At 71.3% G+C, this 17616-nt stretch carries 13 protein-coding genes and 1 tRNA gene; 7 read left to right on the top strand and 7 right to left on the bottom strand.

Going from position 1 to position 17616, the window contains the following annotated elements:
• Positions 1-17 precede the first annotated feature (17 nt).
• Entirely contained in the window at positions 18-1778 is a 1761-nt protein-coding gene (locus tag AB1460_RS02445; protein ID WP_368958888.1) for an alkaline phosphatase family protein, read from the top strand.
• 75 nt (positions 1779-1853) lie between these two features.
• On the opposite strand, the gene AB1460_RS02440 is transcribed toward AB1460_RS02445, so the two are convergent.
• From AB1460_RS02440 to AB1460_RS02430, 3 genes are all read right to left on the bottom strand, one after another.
• Positions 1854-3410 (bottom strand): ABC1 kinase family protein, encoded by a 1557-nt coding sequence (locus AB1460_RS02440; RefSeq protein ID WP_368958887.1) that lies wholly within the window; start codon positions 3408-3410, stop codon positions 1854-1856.
• Positions 3411-3466: 56 nt separating this feature from the next.
• Entirely contained in the window at positions 3467-4657 is a 1191-nt protein-coding gene (locus AB1460_RS02435) for a ThiF family adenylyltransferase (protein ID WP_368958886.1), read from the bottom strand.
• A gap of 685 nt (positions 4658-5342) precedes the next feature.
• On the bottom strand, positions 5343-6701 hold the full coding sequence (locus AB1460_RS02430; protein WP_368958885.1) for a zinc-dependent metalloprotease: 1359 nt from the start codon (positions 6699-6701) through the stop codon (positions 5343-5345).
• 99 nt (positions 6702-6800) lie between these two features.
• Here AB1460_RS02430 and AB1460_RS02425 point away from each other — a divergent pair, with 99 nt between their 5' ends.
• From AB1460_RS02425 to AB1460_RS02415, 3 genes are all read left to right on the top strand, one after another.
• Complete coding sequence (locus AB1460_RS02425) at positions 6801-7271, top strand: molybdenum cofactor biosynthesis protein MoaE (RefSeq protein WP_368958884.1); 471 nt, start codon at positions 6801-6803, stop codon at positions 7269-7271.
• A 61-nt stretch (positions 7272-7332) separates the two neighbouring features.
• Entirely contained in the window at positions 7333-7632 is a 300-nt protein-coding gene (locus AB1460_RS02420) for a hypothetical protein (RefSeq protein ID WP_368958883.1), read from the top strand.
• Between the two features lie 190 nt (positions 7633-7822).
• Complete coding sequence (locus AB1460_RS02415) at positions 7823-8875, top strand: PDZ domain-containing protein (protein WP_368958882.1); 1053 nt, start codon at positions 7823-7825, stop codon at positions 8873-8875.
• Between the two features lie 99 nt (positions 8876-8974).
• Here the strand turns inward: AB1460_RS02415 and AB1460_RS02410 are convergent, their stop codons facing one another.
• On the bottom strand, positions 8975-9481 hold the full coding sequence (locus AB1460_RS02410) for a PPA1309 family protein (RefSeq protein WP_071089294.1): 507 nt from the start codon (positions 9479-9481) through the stop codon (positions 8975-8977).
• An 88-nt stretch (positions 9482-9569) separates the two neighbouring features.
• On the opposite strand from AB1460_RS02410, the gene AB1460_RS02405 reads away from it, so the two are divergent.
• Positions 9570-12656, top strand: a complete 3087-nt coding sequence (locus tag AB1460_RS02405) for a UPF0182 family protein (protein WP_368958881.1) — start codon at positions 9570-9572, stop codon at positions 12654-12656.
• 217 nt (positions 12657-12873) lie between these two features.
• Positions 12874-12950: transfer RNA gene (locus AB1460_RS02400), tRNA-Met, on the top strand.
• On the opposite strand, the gene AB1460_RS02395 is transcribed toward AB1460_RS02400, so the two are convergent.
• The 3 genes from AB1460_RS02395 to AB1460_RS02385 all read right to left on the bottom strand — a co-directional run bounded on the left by AB1460_RS02395 (position 12929) and on the right by AB1460_RS02385 (position 15963).
• Complete coding sequence (locus tag AB1460_RS02395; RefSeq protein ID WP_368958880.1) at positions 12929-14899, bottom strand: ABC transporter ATP-binding protein; 1971 nt, start codon at positions 14897-14899, stop codon at positions 12929-12931. The genes AB1460_RS02400 and AB1460_RS02395 overlap by 22 nt on opposite strands.
• 177 nt (positions 14900-15076) lie before the next feature.
• Positions 15077-15343: a DUF6907 domain-containing protein gene (locus AB1460_RS02390; protein WP_018634502.1), complete on the bottom strand. Its 267-nt coding sequence runs from the start codon at positions 15341-15343 to the stop codon at positions 15077-15079.
• Positions 15344-15474: 131 nt separating this feature from the next.
• On the bottom strand, positions 15475-15963 hold the full coding sequence (locus AB1460_RS02385) for an Lrp/AsnC family transcriptional regulator (protein WP_368958879.1): 489 nt from the start codon (positions 15961-15963) through the stop codon (positions 15475-15477).
• Positions 15964-16153: 190 nt separating this feature from the next.
• Between AB1460_RS02385 and AB1460_RS02380 the strand changes: the two genes are divergently transcribed.
• The gene (locus tag AB1460_RS02380; RefSeq protein ID WP_368958878.1) at positions 16154-17608 is read left to right on the top strand and encodes an aspartate aminotransferase family protein; all 1455 of its coding nucleotides are present in this window, start codon (positions 16154-16156) and stop codon (positions 17606-17608) included.
• Positions 17609-17616: the final 8 nt, after the last annotated feature.

The following is a 17616-nucleotide window of genomic DNA, read 5'->3' as shown; positions in this document are numbered from 1 at the left end:
GCCGGTAGGGTGCGAGCGTGCCCAGCAGTGATCGTGTGTATCCGGTCCGGACGGGTGACGGCAGGGTTGTCGCCGGTACCGGTCATGTCCTTGAGGCCTCCGGCGCTGAGACTCCTGCCGCGCAGGCCCCGGCCGACACGCAGGCCCGTGCCGTCGGGGTGCCTGCCGGCGCGGTGTCTGCCGCCGGGGTGTCTGCCGCGCTGACACGGGCGGTGGCGGTCCTCACCGGTTCCGACCTCGCTCAGGTGGTCGACCTCGTCGCCTGGATCGAGGACGGCTGGCTGCACGTGGCGAACGCCGACGGCGCGTCCCGCCTGCCGACCGGTGACCCGGACGGGGCATGGGAGGTCGTGCGCGGGCGCGACCCGGTGGCGGTCCAGGACCCGATGCACGGCGTCCCGCTGGCGGCGGCGCTCGCAGACCCGTCGCCGCCCTCGGCCCGCAACTCCTATCCGTTCGCCGGGCGGCGGCTGCTGTCCGTCTTCGCCGATCCGACCCGTTCCCCCGACGTCGTCGTCGTCCACACGCCGCGTCACTACTGGCCCGAACGCGGGGGTCATCTGGGCGAGCACGGCTCGCTGGACGCCGGTCAGTCCCGCGCGCCGCTGATCCTCTCCGGGGCGGGAGTCACCGCCCGTGGCCTGCTGGCGAGGGCCGCCCGGGTGGTCGACATCGGCCCGACGCTGGCGATGCTCGCCGGTGCGGAGATGCCCCGCGCGGAGGGAGCCCCGCTCGCCGACCTCGCCGAGCCCGGGGCTCGCCACGTGGTCGGGCTGCTCTGGGACGGGACGAACTGCAACGACCTGCTCGACCTGGCGTCCCGTGGGGAGCTGCCGAACGTCGCCCGCCTGCTTGCCCGCGGGGTGGCGCTCACCGGCGGTGCCGTCGCGGAGTTCCCGAGCGTCACCCTGACGAACCACACCTCGGCCCTCACCGGTCTCGGCCCGGGCCGGCACGGAATCCTGCACAACGTCTACTTCGACCGCGCCACCGGCCGCCAGGTGGTCACCAACGATGCCGCCTCCTGGCACGCCGCCTGCGACCAGCTTCGGGACGGGGTGCTCACCGTGTTCGAGGCGGTCGCGTCCTCGCGCCCCGGAGCCACGACAGCCTGCGTGAACGAACCGATCGACCGCGGTGCGGACTACTCGACGTTCGGCCTCGTCCGGGCCCTCGGCGTCACCAGTGGCGCCGCCGAGGGCAGCGACTCCGGGGAGGCGGGCGGTGCGGGCGGCGGCCGGATGGACGACTACCTGCCCTCCGCGCAGGACGACCCGCACGCCAGTCCCGACTGGGTGGCTGCCGACCGGGACTACTCCTGGTCGACGCGGGTGGACGCGCTGGGGCTCAACCAGGTCGTCGACCTGTGGTCCGAAGGGCAGGAACCACCGGCGCTGACCTGGTGGAACACCACCATCACCGACACCGGCCACCACGGCGGCGGGGCCTTCTCACCCGAGGCACGGGCGGCACTGGCGGACGCCGACCGCCGGCTGGGTGTCTTCCTGGACCTGGTGGACCGTCGCGGGCTCACGGACTCCACCGCCATACTGCTGACCGCCGACCACGGCTTCGAGACAGCCGATCCGGACTGCCGGGGCGACTGGGACGCCGTCCTGCGCGAGCAGGGCCTGCGGTTTCGCGACGAGGGCTACGGGTTCATCTACCTGGACGTTCCCGCCGCGGCGGAGCCGCCCACCAGGGCAGCCCCGGACGGCGAGCTGGAGCGGGACGAGTCGGCGGCGGACCTGCTGCCGCCGCAGCCGGCCGGCTCCTGACCCGGCCGGGGCGGGCGTAGGCCTGGTTCCGGGACGTCTGGCCAGCCCGGCCTGCTCAGCCTGGCTCAGCCCGGGTCAGTCCTGGTCGGCTTTCGGTTTGCTGGTGGGCGCGGGTCGCCGGGACGGGCGGCTCGGCTCGGCGGGCCCGGCCTGCTCCGGTGGGCGGATCCGGCTCCGTGACCGGCTGGAGCGCTGCGCCGGTGCGAGGACCACCGGGCCCTGCCGGGCGCGGACGACCCCCGCGTCGTCCTCGACGTCGAGCTTCGGCAGGCGGCGACCGGGCCGGTTCGCCGATGCGGCATGCCGGGCCGCGGCAGTGCGGGGCGCGGCGAAGCCGGGCTGCCAGCGCTCCATCTCGGCCCGGAACGGTCCTGAGCTGCCCAGCTGGCACAGGATGCCGATGGCGCCGAGCGTCACCCGGTGAATCAGCAGGTAGGACGGCGGCAGGTTCAGCTGGCGGCCGAGCTGCGCCGCCGCGGACCGCCAGTCGCCGAGCCGGAGCGCCTCGCCGCGCAGCCATTCGCGGGAGAAGGTGAACTCGTCCGCGGCGATCGGCGCGAGCATCGGGGCCAGGTAGTCCAGCAGATCGTCCGCCGGAATGTCGGCGCCGGCCGGGATGAAGCCCTCGGCCCGCAGCCCGTCCGCCACCGCCTCGGCGTCGCCGGCGAGGGTGAGGCGGGCGAGCCGGCCGATCGGCTCGGGCAGCCCGCCGGGGAGCCGGTTGACGGCCCCGAAGTCGAGGACCCCGAGCCGGCCGTCGGGCAGCAGGCGGAAGTTCCCCGGATGCGGGTCGGCGTGGAGCAGCCCGGCCCGCCCCGGGCAGGAGTAGAGGAACCGGACCAGGAGCAGCCCGGCCCGGTCCCGCTCCTCCTGGGTGCCACGCGCGATCACGGTGGACAGGGGTACACCGTCGATCCACTCGCTGACGATCACCCGATCGGCCCCGGCGATCGGCATGGGCACACAGATGTCCGGGTCGTTGGCGTACGCCCGGGCGAACGCCTGCTGCCAGGCGGCCTCCAGCCGGTAGTCGAGCTCCTCGGTGATGCGGGCCTTGAGCTCGGCGACCAGGGGCTTGATGTCGAGCCCCGGAGTCAGCGCCCCGAACAGCCGGGCGGCCCGGCCAAGCTGGTTGAGGTCGGCCAGCAGCGCGGGGCCGGCGCCCGGATACTGGATCTTGACGGCGACCTGCCTGCCGTCGGCCCAGACCGCGCGGTGCACCTGCCCGATGCTGGCCGCGGCGGCGGGCGTGTCATCGAAGCTGGCGAACAGGGCCCGCCAGCCCGGGCCGAGTTCGTCGGCGAGCACCTTGTGCACTGTGGCCGCGGGGAGCGGAGGCGCCGCCTCCTGGAGTTTCGTCAGGGCGGCCCGGTAGGGGCCGGCGACCTCGTCGGGCAGCGCTGCCTCGAAGACGGACATCGCCTGCCCCAGCTTCATGGCGCCGCCCTTGAGCTCGCCGAGAACCCGGAAGACCTGAGCGGCGGTGCGCTGCTGCAGCTCGGTGGCCACGGCTTCGGCGGGCCGGCCGCCGAGGCGCTTGCCGACGCCGAGAGTCGCCCGGCCTGCCATGCCGATGGGGAGGGTCGCGAGCTTGGCGGTGCGGACGACTGCCCGCCGCGGGATGTCGGACACCGCTCCATCGTGCCCCCTCCATCGCCGGGAGTGGGGCGCCCTTGCGATACACGTCCTCAACTGACGCTCCCCGTAGTGATCGACTGGCCCTGGGTGGGCACCCGGAAACCGGTCGGTGAGGGCATGCCCGTCGCTGGTGAGGTGGTGGCGGCGGACCGTGCCGTGCGGCAGGGGCATTCGGGGTGCAGCAGCCAGCTGCGGCGGCGGATGCGCAGGTCGGACCGGGAGATCTCCAGGGCGCCGTCGGCGGTCGGCGGCAGGCGGGGTTCCGGGTCGTCCGGTGTGGGCGGGGTGGCGTCAAGGAAGTCCAGGGCCTGCATGCAGGCGATCGCCGCGACGAGGGTGGCCAGGGAGATCTCGCACGGGTCGGCGCCGCGGCCGGAGGGGCGGATCATCTGCATCGCGAGGATCGGCCAGTCGGGGTCGCGGGCGTCGCGGTGCAGGTGCTGGCAGTGCAGGCAGGCGCTGACCGCCGGCACGACCAGCGGGCCGATGATGCCGGTGGTCTCGCGGACACCCGCGAGCAGGTGCGGGACACCGGATCGCTCCAGCGTGAGGCACTCGTCCGGGTGGATCAGCGGGATGCCGACCGGGGCGAGGAGGAGCAGGTCGGGGCGCAGCGGCTCCGGGTGCTGTGCGCGTGGTGCCCGGCCGGGGGGAAGGCGGCCTGGTGGGTCACGCCGGCCGCCGACCCGGCCCAGCGCCGCGTGCACGGCGACCGAACGCGGCTGGCCCACGTCGTCGAGCCCGAGGCCGCCGGGCGCGAGGTCCGCGGCCGAGGTGGCCCCGGGATCGTCGACGATCACCTGACCCACGCCGGCAGCCACCAGGAGAGTCGCGATCTGTGCCCCGATCCGCCCGGCGCCGCGCAGGGCCACCCGGGCCCGGCGCCGGCGCAGCATCACCGACCGGGGCAGCCGCACACCGAAGCTCGCGAGCGAGAGCGCGGCCACATCGGGGGCGAAGCGGTTCTGGTCGAGCTCGCCGCTGGCGGACTGGCCGGAGTCGGTGTCGTCGTCGAGCAGCCCGGCCTGCGCCAGGAGCTCGATCATCGTGCGGGTGGCCGGGCTGCGAGCCTGCCCGCAGGCGTCGAGGTCGGGGCCGGGAGGCTCCAGCGCGTCGAGCGCGGAGAGATGGGCCGGACCGAGACCGGCGAGGATCACCGCGCGCAGTGGGTCGACGCCGATCTGCAGGGTGGTGCTGCTCCGCCAGAGCCGGCGGAGACCGGGCTTGAGGACCGGGCGCACGGGATCCTCCCTCGCGTCTGCCGGCCAGACCGGCCGGCGGGTGATGAAGACCGGTCCACCATGACATGAGATCGGAATGCGCCAGCGCCTGTCGGCGGGCCCTGTGGACAAGACGGATTCGCGTGAACGCCCCGGTGGAGAGCGCCCGAATCATCACCGTTTATCGGGACTATCCGGGTGGAGAAAAGCGATCTATCTCGCATGATCGGAAGGTTTGAGTTTCACCCACGGATTTCGCTGGCTGTGCGTCGGCGTCGGGGGGCCGGGCGCACCGGCCCCCCGCATGGTCCACTGACGCGCCGACGCGCCGGGGCAGCGAGACGCCGGGCGCCGCTGACCAGCGAGCCGTGCTGTCAGGACCGACGCGGCCACCAGGCGACCACGTGATCGGAGCGGCTCACCCGCTGGGAGAAGGCCAGGCGGCACACGGGAGCAACCCTCACCAGCAGGGCATATCCCCGTCGGGAGTGCGGAGCGGCGCCGTGAGCTGGGAGGCAGCCCCGGAGGCCACGTAAGGACGAGCCCCCGGGCGAACGTGGAGCCTCCGGCTTCCCCTTCCGGAGGCTCCTCGCATGCCGGGGGCCCGCGTGGTCAAGCTACGACCGAATCGCCGTGCCGGTCAATTCGTGTGGCCTCTTGTGCCCCGCGTAGCCGCGTAGCCGCGTCGACCGTGGCAGGCGACTGGTCAGGAACTCGGACCGTCCGAACTGGGGGGTGTTTCATCTCCCGGCGACGCGCCGTCGAGTTTCTCGATTTCGGCGATGATGTCCACATCCGCGCCCGCCCCGGCGCCGGTGACGAAGGCACCCGGGTCCGCGAGGTCGTCCGCACCCGGCAGCAGGTCGGGGTGGGCCCACAGAGCGTCCCGCCCCTCATGGCCGCGGGCGTCGTACAGCGCCTCCCACAGTGCCGCGGCCTCACGCAGGCGGCGCGGGCGCAGGGAGAGGCCGACGAGCGTCGCGAAGATCTGCTCGCCCGGGCCACCTTCCGCGCGCCGCCGGCGCACCATCTCCCGCAGCTTCGCCGAGGACGGCAGATGCTCGCGCGCCGCGGTGTCCGCAACGTGGTCCACCCAGCCCTCGATCAGCGCCAGGATGAGCTCCAGCCGGGCCAGCGCCGCCTTCTGCTCGGGAGTGTCGGCGTCGGCGAAGACGTCCTCACCGAGGGCCTCGGTGAGCCGTTCCGGGTTCATCAGCGCGCTGGGGTCGATCATCCGCATCACCCGGCCGACCGCCTCGGGATCGACGGCGATCCCGCGGGCGTACTCCTCGACCGCGCCGAGCACGTGCGCCCGTAGCCAGGGGACGTGCGCGTAGAGCCGGTTCGACGCCGCCTCGCGCAGCGCGAGGTAGATGCGGACCTCCTCGTCGGTGACGCCCAGGCCCTGCCCGAAGGCGGCCACGTTCGCCGGGAGCAGAGCGGCGGTGCCCAGCGGGCCGAGCGGCAGGCCGACCTCGGTGGAGCTGACAACCTCGGAGGCCAGGCCGCCGATGGCCTGTCCCACCTGCGCGCCGAAGAGCATTCCGCCGACCTGGTTCATCATCTGCATGACCGGCCCGCCGGCACCCATCAGCCGGCCGAGGTCGACGCCGGGCGGCAGTGCCCCCGCGAGCTCGGGCGGCAGGTCGCCGCCGCCGAGCTGGCTGAGGCCGGAGGAGATCCCGGTGCGCATGGCCTCGACGACCTTGCTCGCGACGGGGTCGCACAGCGTCCGCCAGACCGGCAGGGTGGCTTCGATCCACTGTTCACGCGACCAGGCGGCGGCCGTGGTGGCCCCGGCGGGCAGCACCGTGAGCGGGTCGAGCCAGACGTCCGCGATCCGCAGCGCGTTCTCCACCTCGCCCGCCTCGGCCGGGCTCACCGCGCGGTCGTCGCTGCCGAGCGTCCGTACCGCGACCTGGCGGGCGAGCTCCCAGTTGACCGGCCCACCCTGCCACGACAGCAGGCGCTCGAGCTCGGCGAAGAACGGTGCCCCGCCGCCGGGGGGACGGTTCGGGTCACCACCCGGCGTGGGGCCGAAGCCGAAGGGGAAGCCGCCGCTCATCGCTGGGGCCTGTGGTCGTTCCGTAGGGACATGAACCCACGGTAGTGCGTTTTCCGGCCGACTGGTGAAACGGAGTCGGCCGGGCGTTACCGTCGGGGGGTGGATGTGACCTTCTCGGATCGAGCGCCTGTTGTCGACGGCGTGTCACCCGGTGTCGTGGTTCTCGCGCAGATGCGGGAAAGCGCGCTGTCCGTGGATGAATGTCTGGCTGCCGTCCGGTTGCCGGAGGTGGGTGGAATCGGGCTGTTCATCGGCACGGTTCGGGACCATGACCACGGGCGGTCGGTCGACGACCTGGAGTACAGCGCGCATCCCCACGCGGCGCGCGAGCTTGCCCGGGTCGCCGAGGAGGTGGCCGCTGAGCTGGGCGTTCGCGCGATCGCGGTGGTGCACCGCACCGGGCGACTGGCGATTGGTGACATCGCCGTCATCGTGGCGGCAGGTGCCGCGCACCGGGCGGAGGCCCTGAACGCCTGCCGGCGTCTCATAGACGATGTGAAGGAACAGGTCCCGATCTGGAAGCGTCAGGCATTCGTAGATGGCTCGTCGGAATGGGTAGGCGCCTGCTGAGTGGGGCACCTAGGATAGATGTAGGTCATCTTCCTTCCCCCGTCTCGACGTCGAGGCCGCCATGTGGTTCCTGCTGATCCCACCTGCCGCGATGCTCCTGGCTCTGGCCTGGTTCACGCTGCGCAGTCGCCCTGACCGCACCTCCGAAGCCATGATCACTGTCGAGGGTTACCGCCGCAGTATGGCTGCCCTCGCCCGCCCCATCTCAGCCGGCCACGAGATCTCCACCCCCCCGATTTCACCATCAGTGACGACCCTGCCCGCCCTCGTCCCGGTTCCGGCCGCACGTCCCGGGGATGCCCAGGCGGCCGAGGCCGTCGCCGCGGCCTCGACCGAAGGCGACGCGGCCGGAGACCACTGAACACCCCGTCACACCAGTCACGCCCGGTGGGGCGTTGGCACCGCGCGATCGACGCGGGCCACCGCCCCACCCGCATGAGGGGGGCCTGCCGGCGGAGCCCCGCTGCGCGGAGGGGCTCCGCCGGCGGGGCCCCCGGGCGTCGGAACGCGCTCGGACGAGCGCCCGGCGGCGATCTACGTAGACTGCGGGCATGGGCCGCCGCGCGCAGACACTCCTCGTTGCGTCGGTGCTGACGCTGATCCTCGCCGTCGTCGGTCTGTGGCTGCCGGTGCCCTATGTGACGTTCGCCCCGGGCCCGGTCACCGACACGCTCGGCAAGGTCGACGGGGCGCCGCTGATCGAGATCGACGGCCGGCAGACCTACCCGACCTCGGGCAGCCTCGATCTGACGACCGTCGAGGAGACGCCGCGCCTCAACCTGCTCGGCGCGCTCGGGGACTGGGTGTCCTCCGACCGGGCCGTCGTCCCGAGCGAGCTGGTGCGCCCGCCGGGATCCAGTCAGGAGGAGATCCGGCAGGAGAACACCCAGGCAATGATCGATTCCCAGGACCAGGCGACTGCCGCCGCACTCGGTGAGCTCGGCATCGAACCGACGGGCACGGAGGTCGTCGTGCACGAGGTGCCGGCCGGCTCGCCGGCCGCCGGGCAGCTGCGGTCCGGTGACGTCATCACCGCGGTCGGCGGGGCAAAGATCACCGACCAGGCCGGGCTGCGGGAGCGGGTCGGCGCGGCGAAGCCCGGCGATGTCGTCGAGGTCGCCTACCGCCGTGACAACCGGCCTGCCACCGCGAGGATCACGACGAGACCCGCCCCGGACGACGACAGTCGCCCCATGATCGGTGTCACCACCACCGAGAAGCGGTCCTACCCGTTCACCGTCCGGATTCGGATCTCCGACATCGGCGGCCCGAGCGCGGGCCTGATGTTCACGCTGGGCATCGTCGACCTGCTCACCCCGGGTGAGCTCACCGGCGGGAGGACGATCGCCGGTACCGGGACCATCGACATCGCCGGTAAGGTCGGGCCCATTGGTGGGATCCAGCAGAAGATCCTCGGGGCCGAGCAGGCGGGCGCCTCGGTGTTCCTGGTGCCCGAGGGGAACTGCGTCGATGCCGTCCGGATGGAGACCGACCTGCGGCTCGTCGAGGTGACGGGCCTGTCAGGTGCTCTCGAGGCGCTGGAGACCCTGCGCAGGGATCCCGCCTCGACCGCGGTGCCCACCTGCTCCGCCGACGCGCGCTAGCCGGTCACCGCGCGAGTGCCGTGACGGCCGGGGCGGGGAACCCTGCCGGTCACGGCACCAGGCCGCGCAGAGCAGGCACCCGGGCCCCGGCCCGGGGGTTCACCGGAAGGTCTCCAGCAGCCCGTCGACCAGGTTGTCGGCGAGGTCAGGGTCGATGACCAGCTCGTCGTCACCGCGCACCCGCAGGCAGGATGCGTGCATGCCGGCCCGGGTGACCCCGACCGCGAGCCGGACGTCCTGCCGCTCGGGATGGTTGGCGGCCCAGTGCTCGATGTCGCGCTCGTCGTAGGGGACCTCGGCCTCGGCGCTTGGCGGCAGGACGACGAGTTCGGTGACAAGGACGCAGCCGAGGACCTCGGGGGGCCAGCCGATGCCAGCCAGAACTTCGTCGAGCCGCCCGGCCGGGAGCGGTTCCTGCTCCACCGGCGTTAGGGAACCTGGTGGGGCGTCGCCGATATGGGGGGCCAGGCCAGGTTCGCGCATGAGCAGCTCGGAGGTGTCTGCCAGCGCGTACACCTGACTGGGCTGGTCCCACCCCAGCTCGGCGACGTGTCGTTCGACCTCCAGGACGACGGAGGTCAACTCGGTGATGCTCGGAGTGGTCACCGACCCATCCTCTCGGATCTAGCCGAACAGGGCTGGCGTAGGTTGCCCTGAAGGCGGGCAGCCGCGTCAGGAACGGACGGAGGAGCTAGTGGCAGGAACCAGTCGCAGACCGCTGCTGACACGGACACGCCTGCTCGTGCCGGTGGTGGGCGTCCTGGTCCTGATCCTCGTGGGAGTCGGCGTCTACACCCGTCTCTACACGGATCTTCTGTTCTACCGTTCGGTGGACTTCAGCAACGTCTTCAGAACCGTGGTGTTCACGCGAATACTGCTGTTCGTTCTCTTCGGTGCCGTGATGGCAATTGCCGTGGGAACGAACATAGTACTCGCGTACAGACTGCGCCCACCGATCCGCCCGCTGTCGACCGAGCAGCAGAACCTCGAGCGCTACCGGGTGGCCATCGAGCCGTTCATGCTGCCGGTTCTCCTGGCCGTCTCGGCACTGTTCGGCCTCGTCGCCGGGCTGTCGGCGTCCGGGCGGTGGCGCACGTGGCTGCTGTGGATCAACAGCGAGCGTTTCGGTGAGGTCGACGCCCAGTTCGGCCGCGACATCAGTTACTACACCTTCAGCTACCCGTTCCAGCGTTTCCTGCTCGCCTTCCTGCTGACCGCGGTGCTGCTTTCCCTGCTGGTCACGGTGCTCACGCACTACCTGTTCGGGGGCATCCGGCTGCAGTCGGCGGGGGAGCGGGTCGCGCCGGCGGCGAAGGCGCACGTCTCGGTGCTGCTCGGGCTGGTCGCGCTGCTGAAGGCCTGGGCCTACTACCTGGACCGGTTCGGTCTGGTCTTCTCCTCCCGCGGGGTGTCGACGGGGGCGTCCTACACCGACCTGCACGCCGTGCTGCCGGCGAAGCTGATCCTGCTGTTCATCTCGCTGGCCTGCGCGGTGCTGTTCATCTACAACATCTTCCAGCGGGGCTGGACGCTGCCGCTGCTCGGTGCCGGAATCCTCGTGCTCTCCTCGGTCGTCATCGGCGGCATCTACCCGGCGATCGTCCAGCAGTTCCAGGTGAAGCCGAACGAGGCCTCCCGCGAGGAGCCCTACATCACCCGCAACATCGCGGCCACCCGATCGGCCTACGGCATCCAGGACGTCAAACCGGAGCCCTATTCGGCGCGAACGGACGCGACCGCGGAGCAGATCGCGGCGGACAAGGGAACGGTGCCGAACATCCGGCTGCTCGACCCGAGCAAGATGTCGGGCACGTTCCAGCAGCTCCAGCAGATCCGCGGCTACTACGGTTTCCCACAGACCCTGGACGTCGACCGCTACACCACGACGGTCAACGGGAAGGACACGACCCGGGATTACGTCGTGTCGGTCCGTGAGCTCAACCAGGCCGGGCTCGGTGAGGACCAGCGGAACTGGATCAACGAGCACCTGACCTACACCCACGGGCGGGGCTTCGTCGCGGCGCCCTCCAACACCGCCGATGAGGGCCGTCCCGCCTTCACCGAGCGTAACCTCCCGGAGACGGGTGACCTGGACGTCGCCGAGAGCCGGGTGTACTTCGGCGAGATGTCGCCCGAGTACTCGATCGTCGGCACCCGCCAGGCGGAGATCGACGGCCCGGGGCCCAACGACACCCAGCTCACGACGAGCTACGACGGCGACGGCGGCGTCTCCATCGGCTCCAGCTTCCGGCGGGGGCTGTTCGCGCTCCGCTTCGGCGAGGCGAACATCCTGCTCTCCAAGGACATCACCGGCGACTCGCGCATCCTCTACGAACGCAACCCGCGCGACCGGGTCAGCAAGGTGGCGCCCTGGCTCACCCTCGACGGCGACCCGTACCCGGCGGTCGTCGACGGGCGGGTCACCTGGATCCTCGACGGCTACACGACGTCGGACGGGTACCCCTACTCGGCACGGCGGACGTTCGGGGACGTCACGGCGGACGCGGTGACAACCCAGAGCCGCAACCGCACCCAGCAGCCGCCGAACCAGGTCAACTACATCCGGAACTCGGTGAAGGCGACGGTGGACGCCTACAACGGCACGGTCACCCTCTACGCCTGGGACGAGCAGGACCCGGTGCTGCGGACCTGGATGAAGGCGTTCCCGGACACCGTCAAGCCGAAGAAGGACATCAAGCCCTCCCTCATGGCGCACCTGCGCTACCCGGAGGACCTGTTCAAGGTCCAGCGGGACCTGATCGGCCAGTACCACGTGGACAGCGCCCGGGACTTCTACTCCCAGGAGGACTTCTGGAACGTCTCGCAGTCCCCGGACGACACCGGTGAGCCGCAGCCGCCGTTCTACGTGTACAGCCAGCTGCCCGGGCGGGACGCTCCGTCCTACAACCTGACCTCGCCGCTGATCTCGGCCCGGTCGTCCAAGCTCGCCGCCTACATGGCGGTCTCCATGGATCCGGACAACTACGGCAGGTTCACCCTGCTCCAGCTGCCACCCGGCGACACGATCAACGGGCCGGTGCAGGTACAGGGGGCCATCGAGTCCAACGGTGACGTCGCCAACCGGCTCACCCTGTGGCGTGGTGCGGGCTCACAGACGATCGAGGGCAACCTGCTGACGCTGCCCGTCGCAGGCGGCCTGCTGTACGTGGAGCCCTACTACGTCCAGGCCCGCGGGTCGACGGGGTACCCGACACTGCAGGGGGTGGCCGTGGCCTTCGGGGACCGGATCGGCTTCGGCTCCTCGCTGGCCGACGCGCTGGACGACGTCTTCGGCCCCGGGGCGGGAGCGTCGGCGGCCGGCGCCGGGACCTCGGCGGCCCCGACCACCGGTGACGAGAGCGAGGAGGAGGGCGAGGGCGAATCCGGATCGGATCCGCCCGCCCCGTCCTCGCCCTCGAGCGGCGACCTGGCGGGTGCCATCGCCGACGCCGACGCCGCGTACCGGGCTGGCGAAAAGGCCCTGGCGAAGACCCCGCCGGACTTCGGCGCCTACGGCACGGCCCAGAGGGACCTGCAGGACGCGCTCGGTCGGCTCCGGGCTCTCGCGCCCACGGCGGCTCCGCCCACCACAGCGCCCCCGGCCTCACCTGGTACGGCGCAGCCCACCGCGGCGCCGGCGCCCACGGTCTCGGCGGCCCCGGCGGCCCCGAGGGACCCGGCGGAGCCGGTGCGTGGGACGGGTGGTGTCGTCGAGCAGGCGGTCGGCGCGGTGCCGGCGGCGATCCGCCCGGTGGCTGCGCCGACCGGCAGCCCCGGCTGAGCTCACGGCAGCGGATCGATCGGATCGACGGGCCGGCGGCCTGGCTCCAGCCAGGCCGCCGGCCCGTCGCCGTTCACTGGGGCCTGGGCCCGGACCCCGGACCCAGGACCAGCGGAGTACGGAGCGTCGGGTCGGGGGAGGGGAGGCCGGGAAATTAGTAGGCCCGCTCATTTGACACCTGGGCCAACCGTCCCTGTATAGTAAAGACACACACCGACGCGGGGTGGAGCAGCTCGGTAGCTCGCTGGGCTCATAACCCAGAGGTCGCAGGTTCAAATCCTGCCCCCGCTACCAAAGGGAATATCCCCCAGAAGCTCAGGCTTCTGGGGGATATTCTTTTTCGGCGTGTGTAGCGGGCTGGGCACAACCGGGCCCGCGGCCAGATCCCGGCCGCCGATCAGGCCACCGCTCTGCCGGTTCCACAGATGGTGGTAAAGCCCGGTCTGGGTGAGCAGCTCCTCATGTGAGCCCTGCTCGGCGATTCGGCCGCCCTCCAGCACCACGATCCGGTCCATCGTCAGCAGTGTCGACAGACGGTGCGCGATGGCGATCACCGTCCGGCTGGCCCACAGATCCTCCAGCGCGTCCTGGACGAGTCGCTCACTCTCGCTGTCGAGGGCGCTGGTCGCCTCGTCCAGCACCAGGATCGGGGCCGGGCTGAGGAACGCGCGCGCCAGCGCGATGCGCTGGCGCTGCCCGGTGGACAGCCGGATGCCCCGCTCGCCCACCAGCGTGTCGTACCCGTCCCTGGTGCTGGCGATGAACTCGTGGGCGTGGGCCCGGCGCGCGGCGTCCTCGACCTCCTCGGGCGCCGCCTCCTCGGCAGTGCCGTAGATGATGTTGTCCCGGATCGAGCGGTGGAAGAGCGTGATGTCCTGTGGGACGTAGGAGATCAGCCGGGCGAGCTGCCGGTCGTCGATGGGGGTGCCGTCGGCGCACAGCGTGCCGGGGGGCAGCGGGTAGTAGCCCAGCAGCAGTTTGAGCAGCGTCGACTTTCCGCTGCCGCTCCTGCCGACGATCCCGATCTTCTCGTTACGGGCGACCTCCAGGCTGATGGTGTCGAGGATCGGCCGGGCCGGGTCGTCCGGGTAGGCGAAGCGCAGGTTGTCGATCCGCAGCGAGCGGGTGTAGGCGGGCGGGTGGCTGGTCTCCTCCCGCGGTGCCGCCCGGCGGTGCTCGTCGATGATGTCGCGGGCGCCGAAAAGGTAGCGGTAGGCCTCCTCGACCCGGGCCAGCTGCAGGTTCAGCTGGGAAACGAACCAGACGGTGCCCCAGATGTACTCCGAGAAGGCCATCAGTGCGGTGAGGAACGTGGCGAACTGCGCGAGTGTGAGATTTCCGTTCAGATAGAGATGCAGATTGAACAGAATTGTCGTCGGCCACAGGACGTAGCGGACGACAACGCTCATCGCCCCGAAATAGAGGAAGTTCCACCGGTAGGACGAGGCGGCCACCCGGGACAGGCCACGCCGCCTGGCCCGGAGCCCGGCCGACTCGGCCGCCTCCCGCGTGAACGACTTCACTGCGACGAAGTTCGCGATCACATCGATCGTGTGGCCCTCGACGTCGGAGGACACGTCGGCGGCGGCCCGCTCCCGGGCAGCCACCCGTTGCACTGTCAGCCGGCCCAGCAGGAGCATCAGCGCCAGGCCGCCGGCGAAGGCGAAGCCGGTCGGCACGTTGACCGTGAACATGATCGCCGCGAGCGTCGGGAGCCGCACGATCTGCCCGCAGTACTCCCAGTACACCGAGTTGAGGAACAGCCGGTACTCCCGGCCGAGAGTCCCCGCGTAACTGCTGATCTTTCCGGTGAAGGTGCCAACGAAATAGGGGTACGGCTGCGTGATCACCTTGGTGAACACGAGGTCCTCGTACTCGTACCCACGATCGAGGATCAGGCGTACCCACAGCAGCTCGGCGCTGCGCCAGAAGATGTCGTGCAGAACGCCGAATCCGATGAGCACTCCGGCACCGAACAGGGCAGCGTCCCGGTCGACCGGTGTGGCAGCCAGTGCCGCGACGAGCCGGCCGGCGAAGATCGGCACGACCGCGAGCAACAGGTTGGCGATGGCGAAAACGCCCAGAACGGCCACCGCGCGCCATCGGAACGTCCAGATGTGGGCGAGGAACGAGTGCAAGCCGGCGTTGCGGCGGTCGCTCGGGGCCGCGGCCTGCTCCTCCTCGTCGCCGGAGTTGAGCGCGGAGCTGGTGGGACCGGCCAGGCGCGCGGACGACTCTGCCATTCCGGCAGCGTGGCGCGGATATCCGCTGACTGCACGTGAATTTCACCGTAACGGCAGCACTCGACCCCCACCCAGAACCAGCCGGGCGGCCAGGCGACGGGCGGCCAGGCGACGGGCGTCCGGGTGGCCGGGCGTCCGGGTGGCCGGGCGTCCAGGCGCAGCCGGGTGGCCGCGCGGTCAGCCGGTCGGGCGCTCGGGCGTCCGCCAGGGGCTGGCCGGGCGCAGCTGGTCGGCCGCCCGCAGCAGCGCGCGGGCCAGCGACCGGGCCTCGTCGGGGTCGAGGTAGGCGGCGGCCAGGCTTTCGAGCATCGGGGCGTCGACGCGCAGCAGGACAACAGGCGCGGCGCCGGTGCTGGCAGGCGGCTCAGGCCGGACGGTGATCTCCGCCTGCCCGATCTTCGTGATCAGGATGCCGTCCCGCGGGTCATGGTGGACGAGCGCCATGGTCTCCTCATCGTTCGAGCCGGAACCAACCAGTCTTCGCGACACGTTGGACTCCTGTTGGCTCTTCATGGTTGCTCGGTGTCTCCGTGCTTGCCTGGTGATGGTTCAGGTCGCGAGCCCGACACGTCCGGTCATCGTGCGCCCCAGGCGTAGGTCTGCTTGACCAGCCTCAGGTAGACGAAGGTCTCCGTCTCCCTGACCTGGGGCAGTGCGCGGATCTGGTCGTTGATCAGCGAGAGCAGGTGCTCGTCGTCCTCGGCGACCAGTTCGATCAGGATGTCGAACGCTCCCGCGGTGAGCACGACGTAGTCGACCTCGGGCAGCCGGGCGAGCTCCTCGGCAACCTCCCGGGTGTCGCCGGAGACCCGCACGCCGACCATCGCCTCGCGCCGGAAGCCGACCCGCAGCGGGTCGGTGACGGCGACGATCTGCATGATCCCGGCGTCGAGCAGGCGCTGGACCCGCTGACGGACCGCCGCCTCGGACAGCCCGACGGCCGTGGCCATCGCCGCGTAGGAACGGCGCCCGTCCTGCTGGAGCTGCTCGATGATCGCCTTGTTGATGTCGTCCAGCAGCGGCTCAGGCGCCTGGCGCTGACCGGACGACCTGCGTGACTGCACGCGACATCCTCCTGGATGCTTCGTCCGACGGACGCCGATCGTGGGGCGGGTACTCGCTGCGCGTCATCGTATGGCCGGGTGGGGGCTGATCTGGATGCGGTCTTTGTGACGCTTGCTTTCTATCGATTCCATCGCAAAATGTGCTCCGGGGCTACGCTTTCGGTAGTCGAGAGCAGGGAAGGGTGCGGTGATGGTGCCGAACGCGACGTCCACGACCCCGCAGGCGACCCCCCGGGCGATCCCCCGGACGGACCGTCCGGCAGCCCCACCTCCGGGTGGGCCCGACGACATCGCCGTGCGCCTGCGGGAGCGCGAGGAACGTGCCCTGCAGGAGCGCACCCCGGGTTCGCGCGCCCTGCACGCCCGTGCCGCGCGGACGATGACGGGCGGCGTCCCGTCCTCCTACCAGGCGCGTGATCCGTGGCCGATCTATCTCACCCACGGCCGGGGCTCGCGGGTGTGGGACGTCGACGGCCACGAGTACGCCGACTTCCACAACGGCTTCGGTTCCATGGTGCAGGGCCACGCCCATCCGGCGATCGTGCGCGCGGTCACCGAGCGGATCGCCCTCGGCTCCCACTTCGCGATGCCGACCGAGGACTCGGTCATCGTCAGCGAGGAGCTGGCCAGCCGCTTCGGGCTGCCGCAGTGGCGGTTCGTCAACTCCGGCTCGGAGGCGACGATGGACGCGATCCGGATCGCCCGCGGGGTGACCGGTCGTGACCACATCGTCAAGATCTTCGGGTCGTACCACGGCCACCACGACTACGTGATGGTGTCGATCGGCACCCCCTACGCCGACATCGGCCCGGCGGACCGGATGAACTCCCTCAGCTACGGCGCCGGAATCCCCGAGGCGGTCGTGGAGCTCACCGTGGCGGTGCCGTTCAACGACGCCGCGGCGATGGAACGCCGGATCGAGGCGCTGGAGGCCGAGGGGAGTCCGCCCGCCTGTGTGATCATGGAAGCGGCGATGATGAACCTGGGCGTGGTGCTGCCCGAGCCCGGCTACCTCGAGGCCGTCCGTGAGATCACCCGGCGGCACGGCATCGTGCTCATCTTCGACGAGGTCAAGACCGGCCTGTGCGTCGCCGCGGGCGGCGCGGTCGAGCGGTTCGGCGTGACGCCGGACATGGTCACTCTGGCCAAGGCGCTCGGCGGCGGGCTGCCGACCGGCGCCATCGGTGCCACCGAGGAGCTGATGGCGGTGGTGGCCGAGGACAGGGTGAAGCAGGTCGGGACGTACAACGGCAACCCACTGGCGATGGCGGCGGCCCGGGCGAGCCTGCAGGAGGTCCTCACCGGCGACGCCTATGCGCACCTGGATCAGCTCAACGACCGCCTGCTGGCGGGCTGCGAGGAGATCCTGGCCCGGCACGGCCTGGCCGGCTACGCGGTGGGGATCAGCTCCAAGGGCTGCGTCCACTTCACCGACGCGCCGATCCGGGACTACACCTCCTTCATGGCCCACCAGAACGCTGCTCTGCCGGAGCTCGCCTGGCTCTACAACGCGAACCGGGGGGTGCTCATGGCGCCCGGCCGGGAGGAGGAGTGGACCCTGTCCGTCCAGCACACCGACGCGGACGTCGACCGTTACCTGGACAGCCTCGACGCGATGGCGGGAGACCTCGCGGCCCACGGCTGACAGGCCCC

The sequence above is a fragment of the Parafrankia sp. FMc2 genome (assembly GCF_041008525.1).
In the GTDB taxonomy this organism is placed as follows: Bacteria; Actinomycetota; Actinomycetes; order Frankiales; family Frankiaceae; genus Parafrankia.
The sequence above is the reverse complement of the archived record's forward strand: the minus strand, read 5'-3'. Positions and strand labels throughout refer to the sequence as shown.

Bases quoted from the DNA above. Each gene is read 5' to 3' on its own strand.
- AB1460_RS02430 (WP_368958885.1), bottom strand. From the start codon at position 6,701: ATGAGCGGCGGCTTCCCCTTCGGCTTCGGCCCCACGCCGGGTGGTGAC.
- AB1460_RS02420 (WP_368958883.1), top strand. From the start codon at position 7,333: ATGTGGTTCCTGCTGATCCCACCTGCCGCGATGCTCCTGGCTCTGGCC.
- AB1460_RS02415 (WP_368958882.1), top strand. From the start codon at position 7,823: ATGGGCCGCCGCGCGCAGACACTCCTCGTTGCGTCGGTGCTGACGCTG.
- AB1460_RS02395 (WP_368958880.1), bottom strand. From the start codon at position 14,899: ATGGCAGAGTCGTCCGCGCGCCTGGCCGGTCCCACCAGCTCCGCGCTC.
- AB1460_RS02390 (WP_018634502.1), bottom strand. From the start codon at position 15,343: ATGGCGCTCGTCCACCATGACCCGCGGGACGGCATCCTGATCACGAAG.
- AB1460_RS02380 (WP_368958878.1), top strand. From the start codon at position 16,154: ATGGTGCCGAACGCGACGTCCACGACCCCGCAGGCGACCCCCCGGGCG.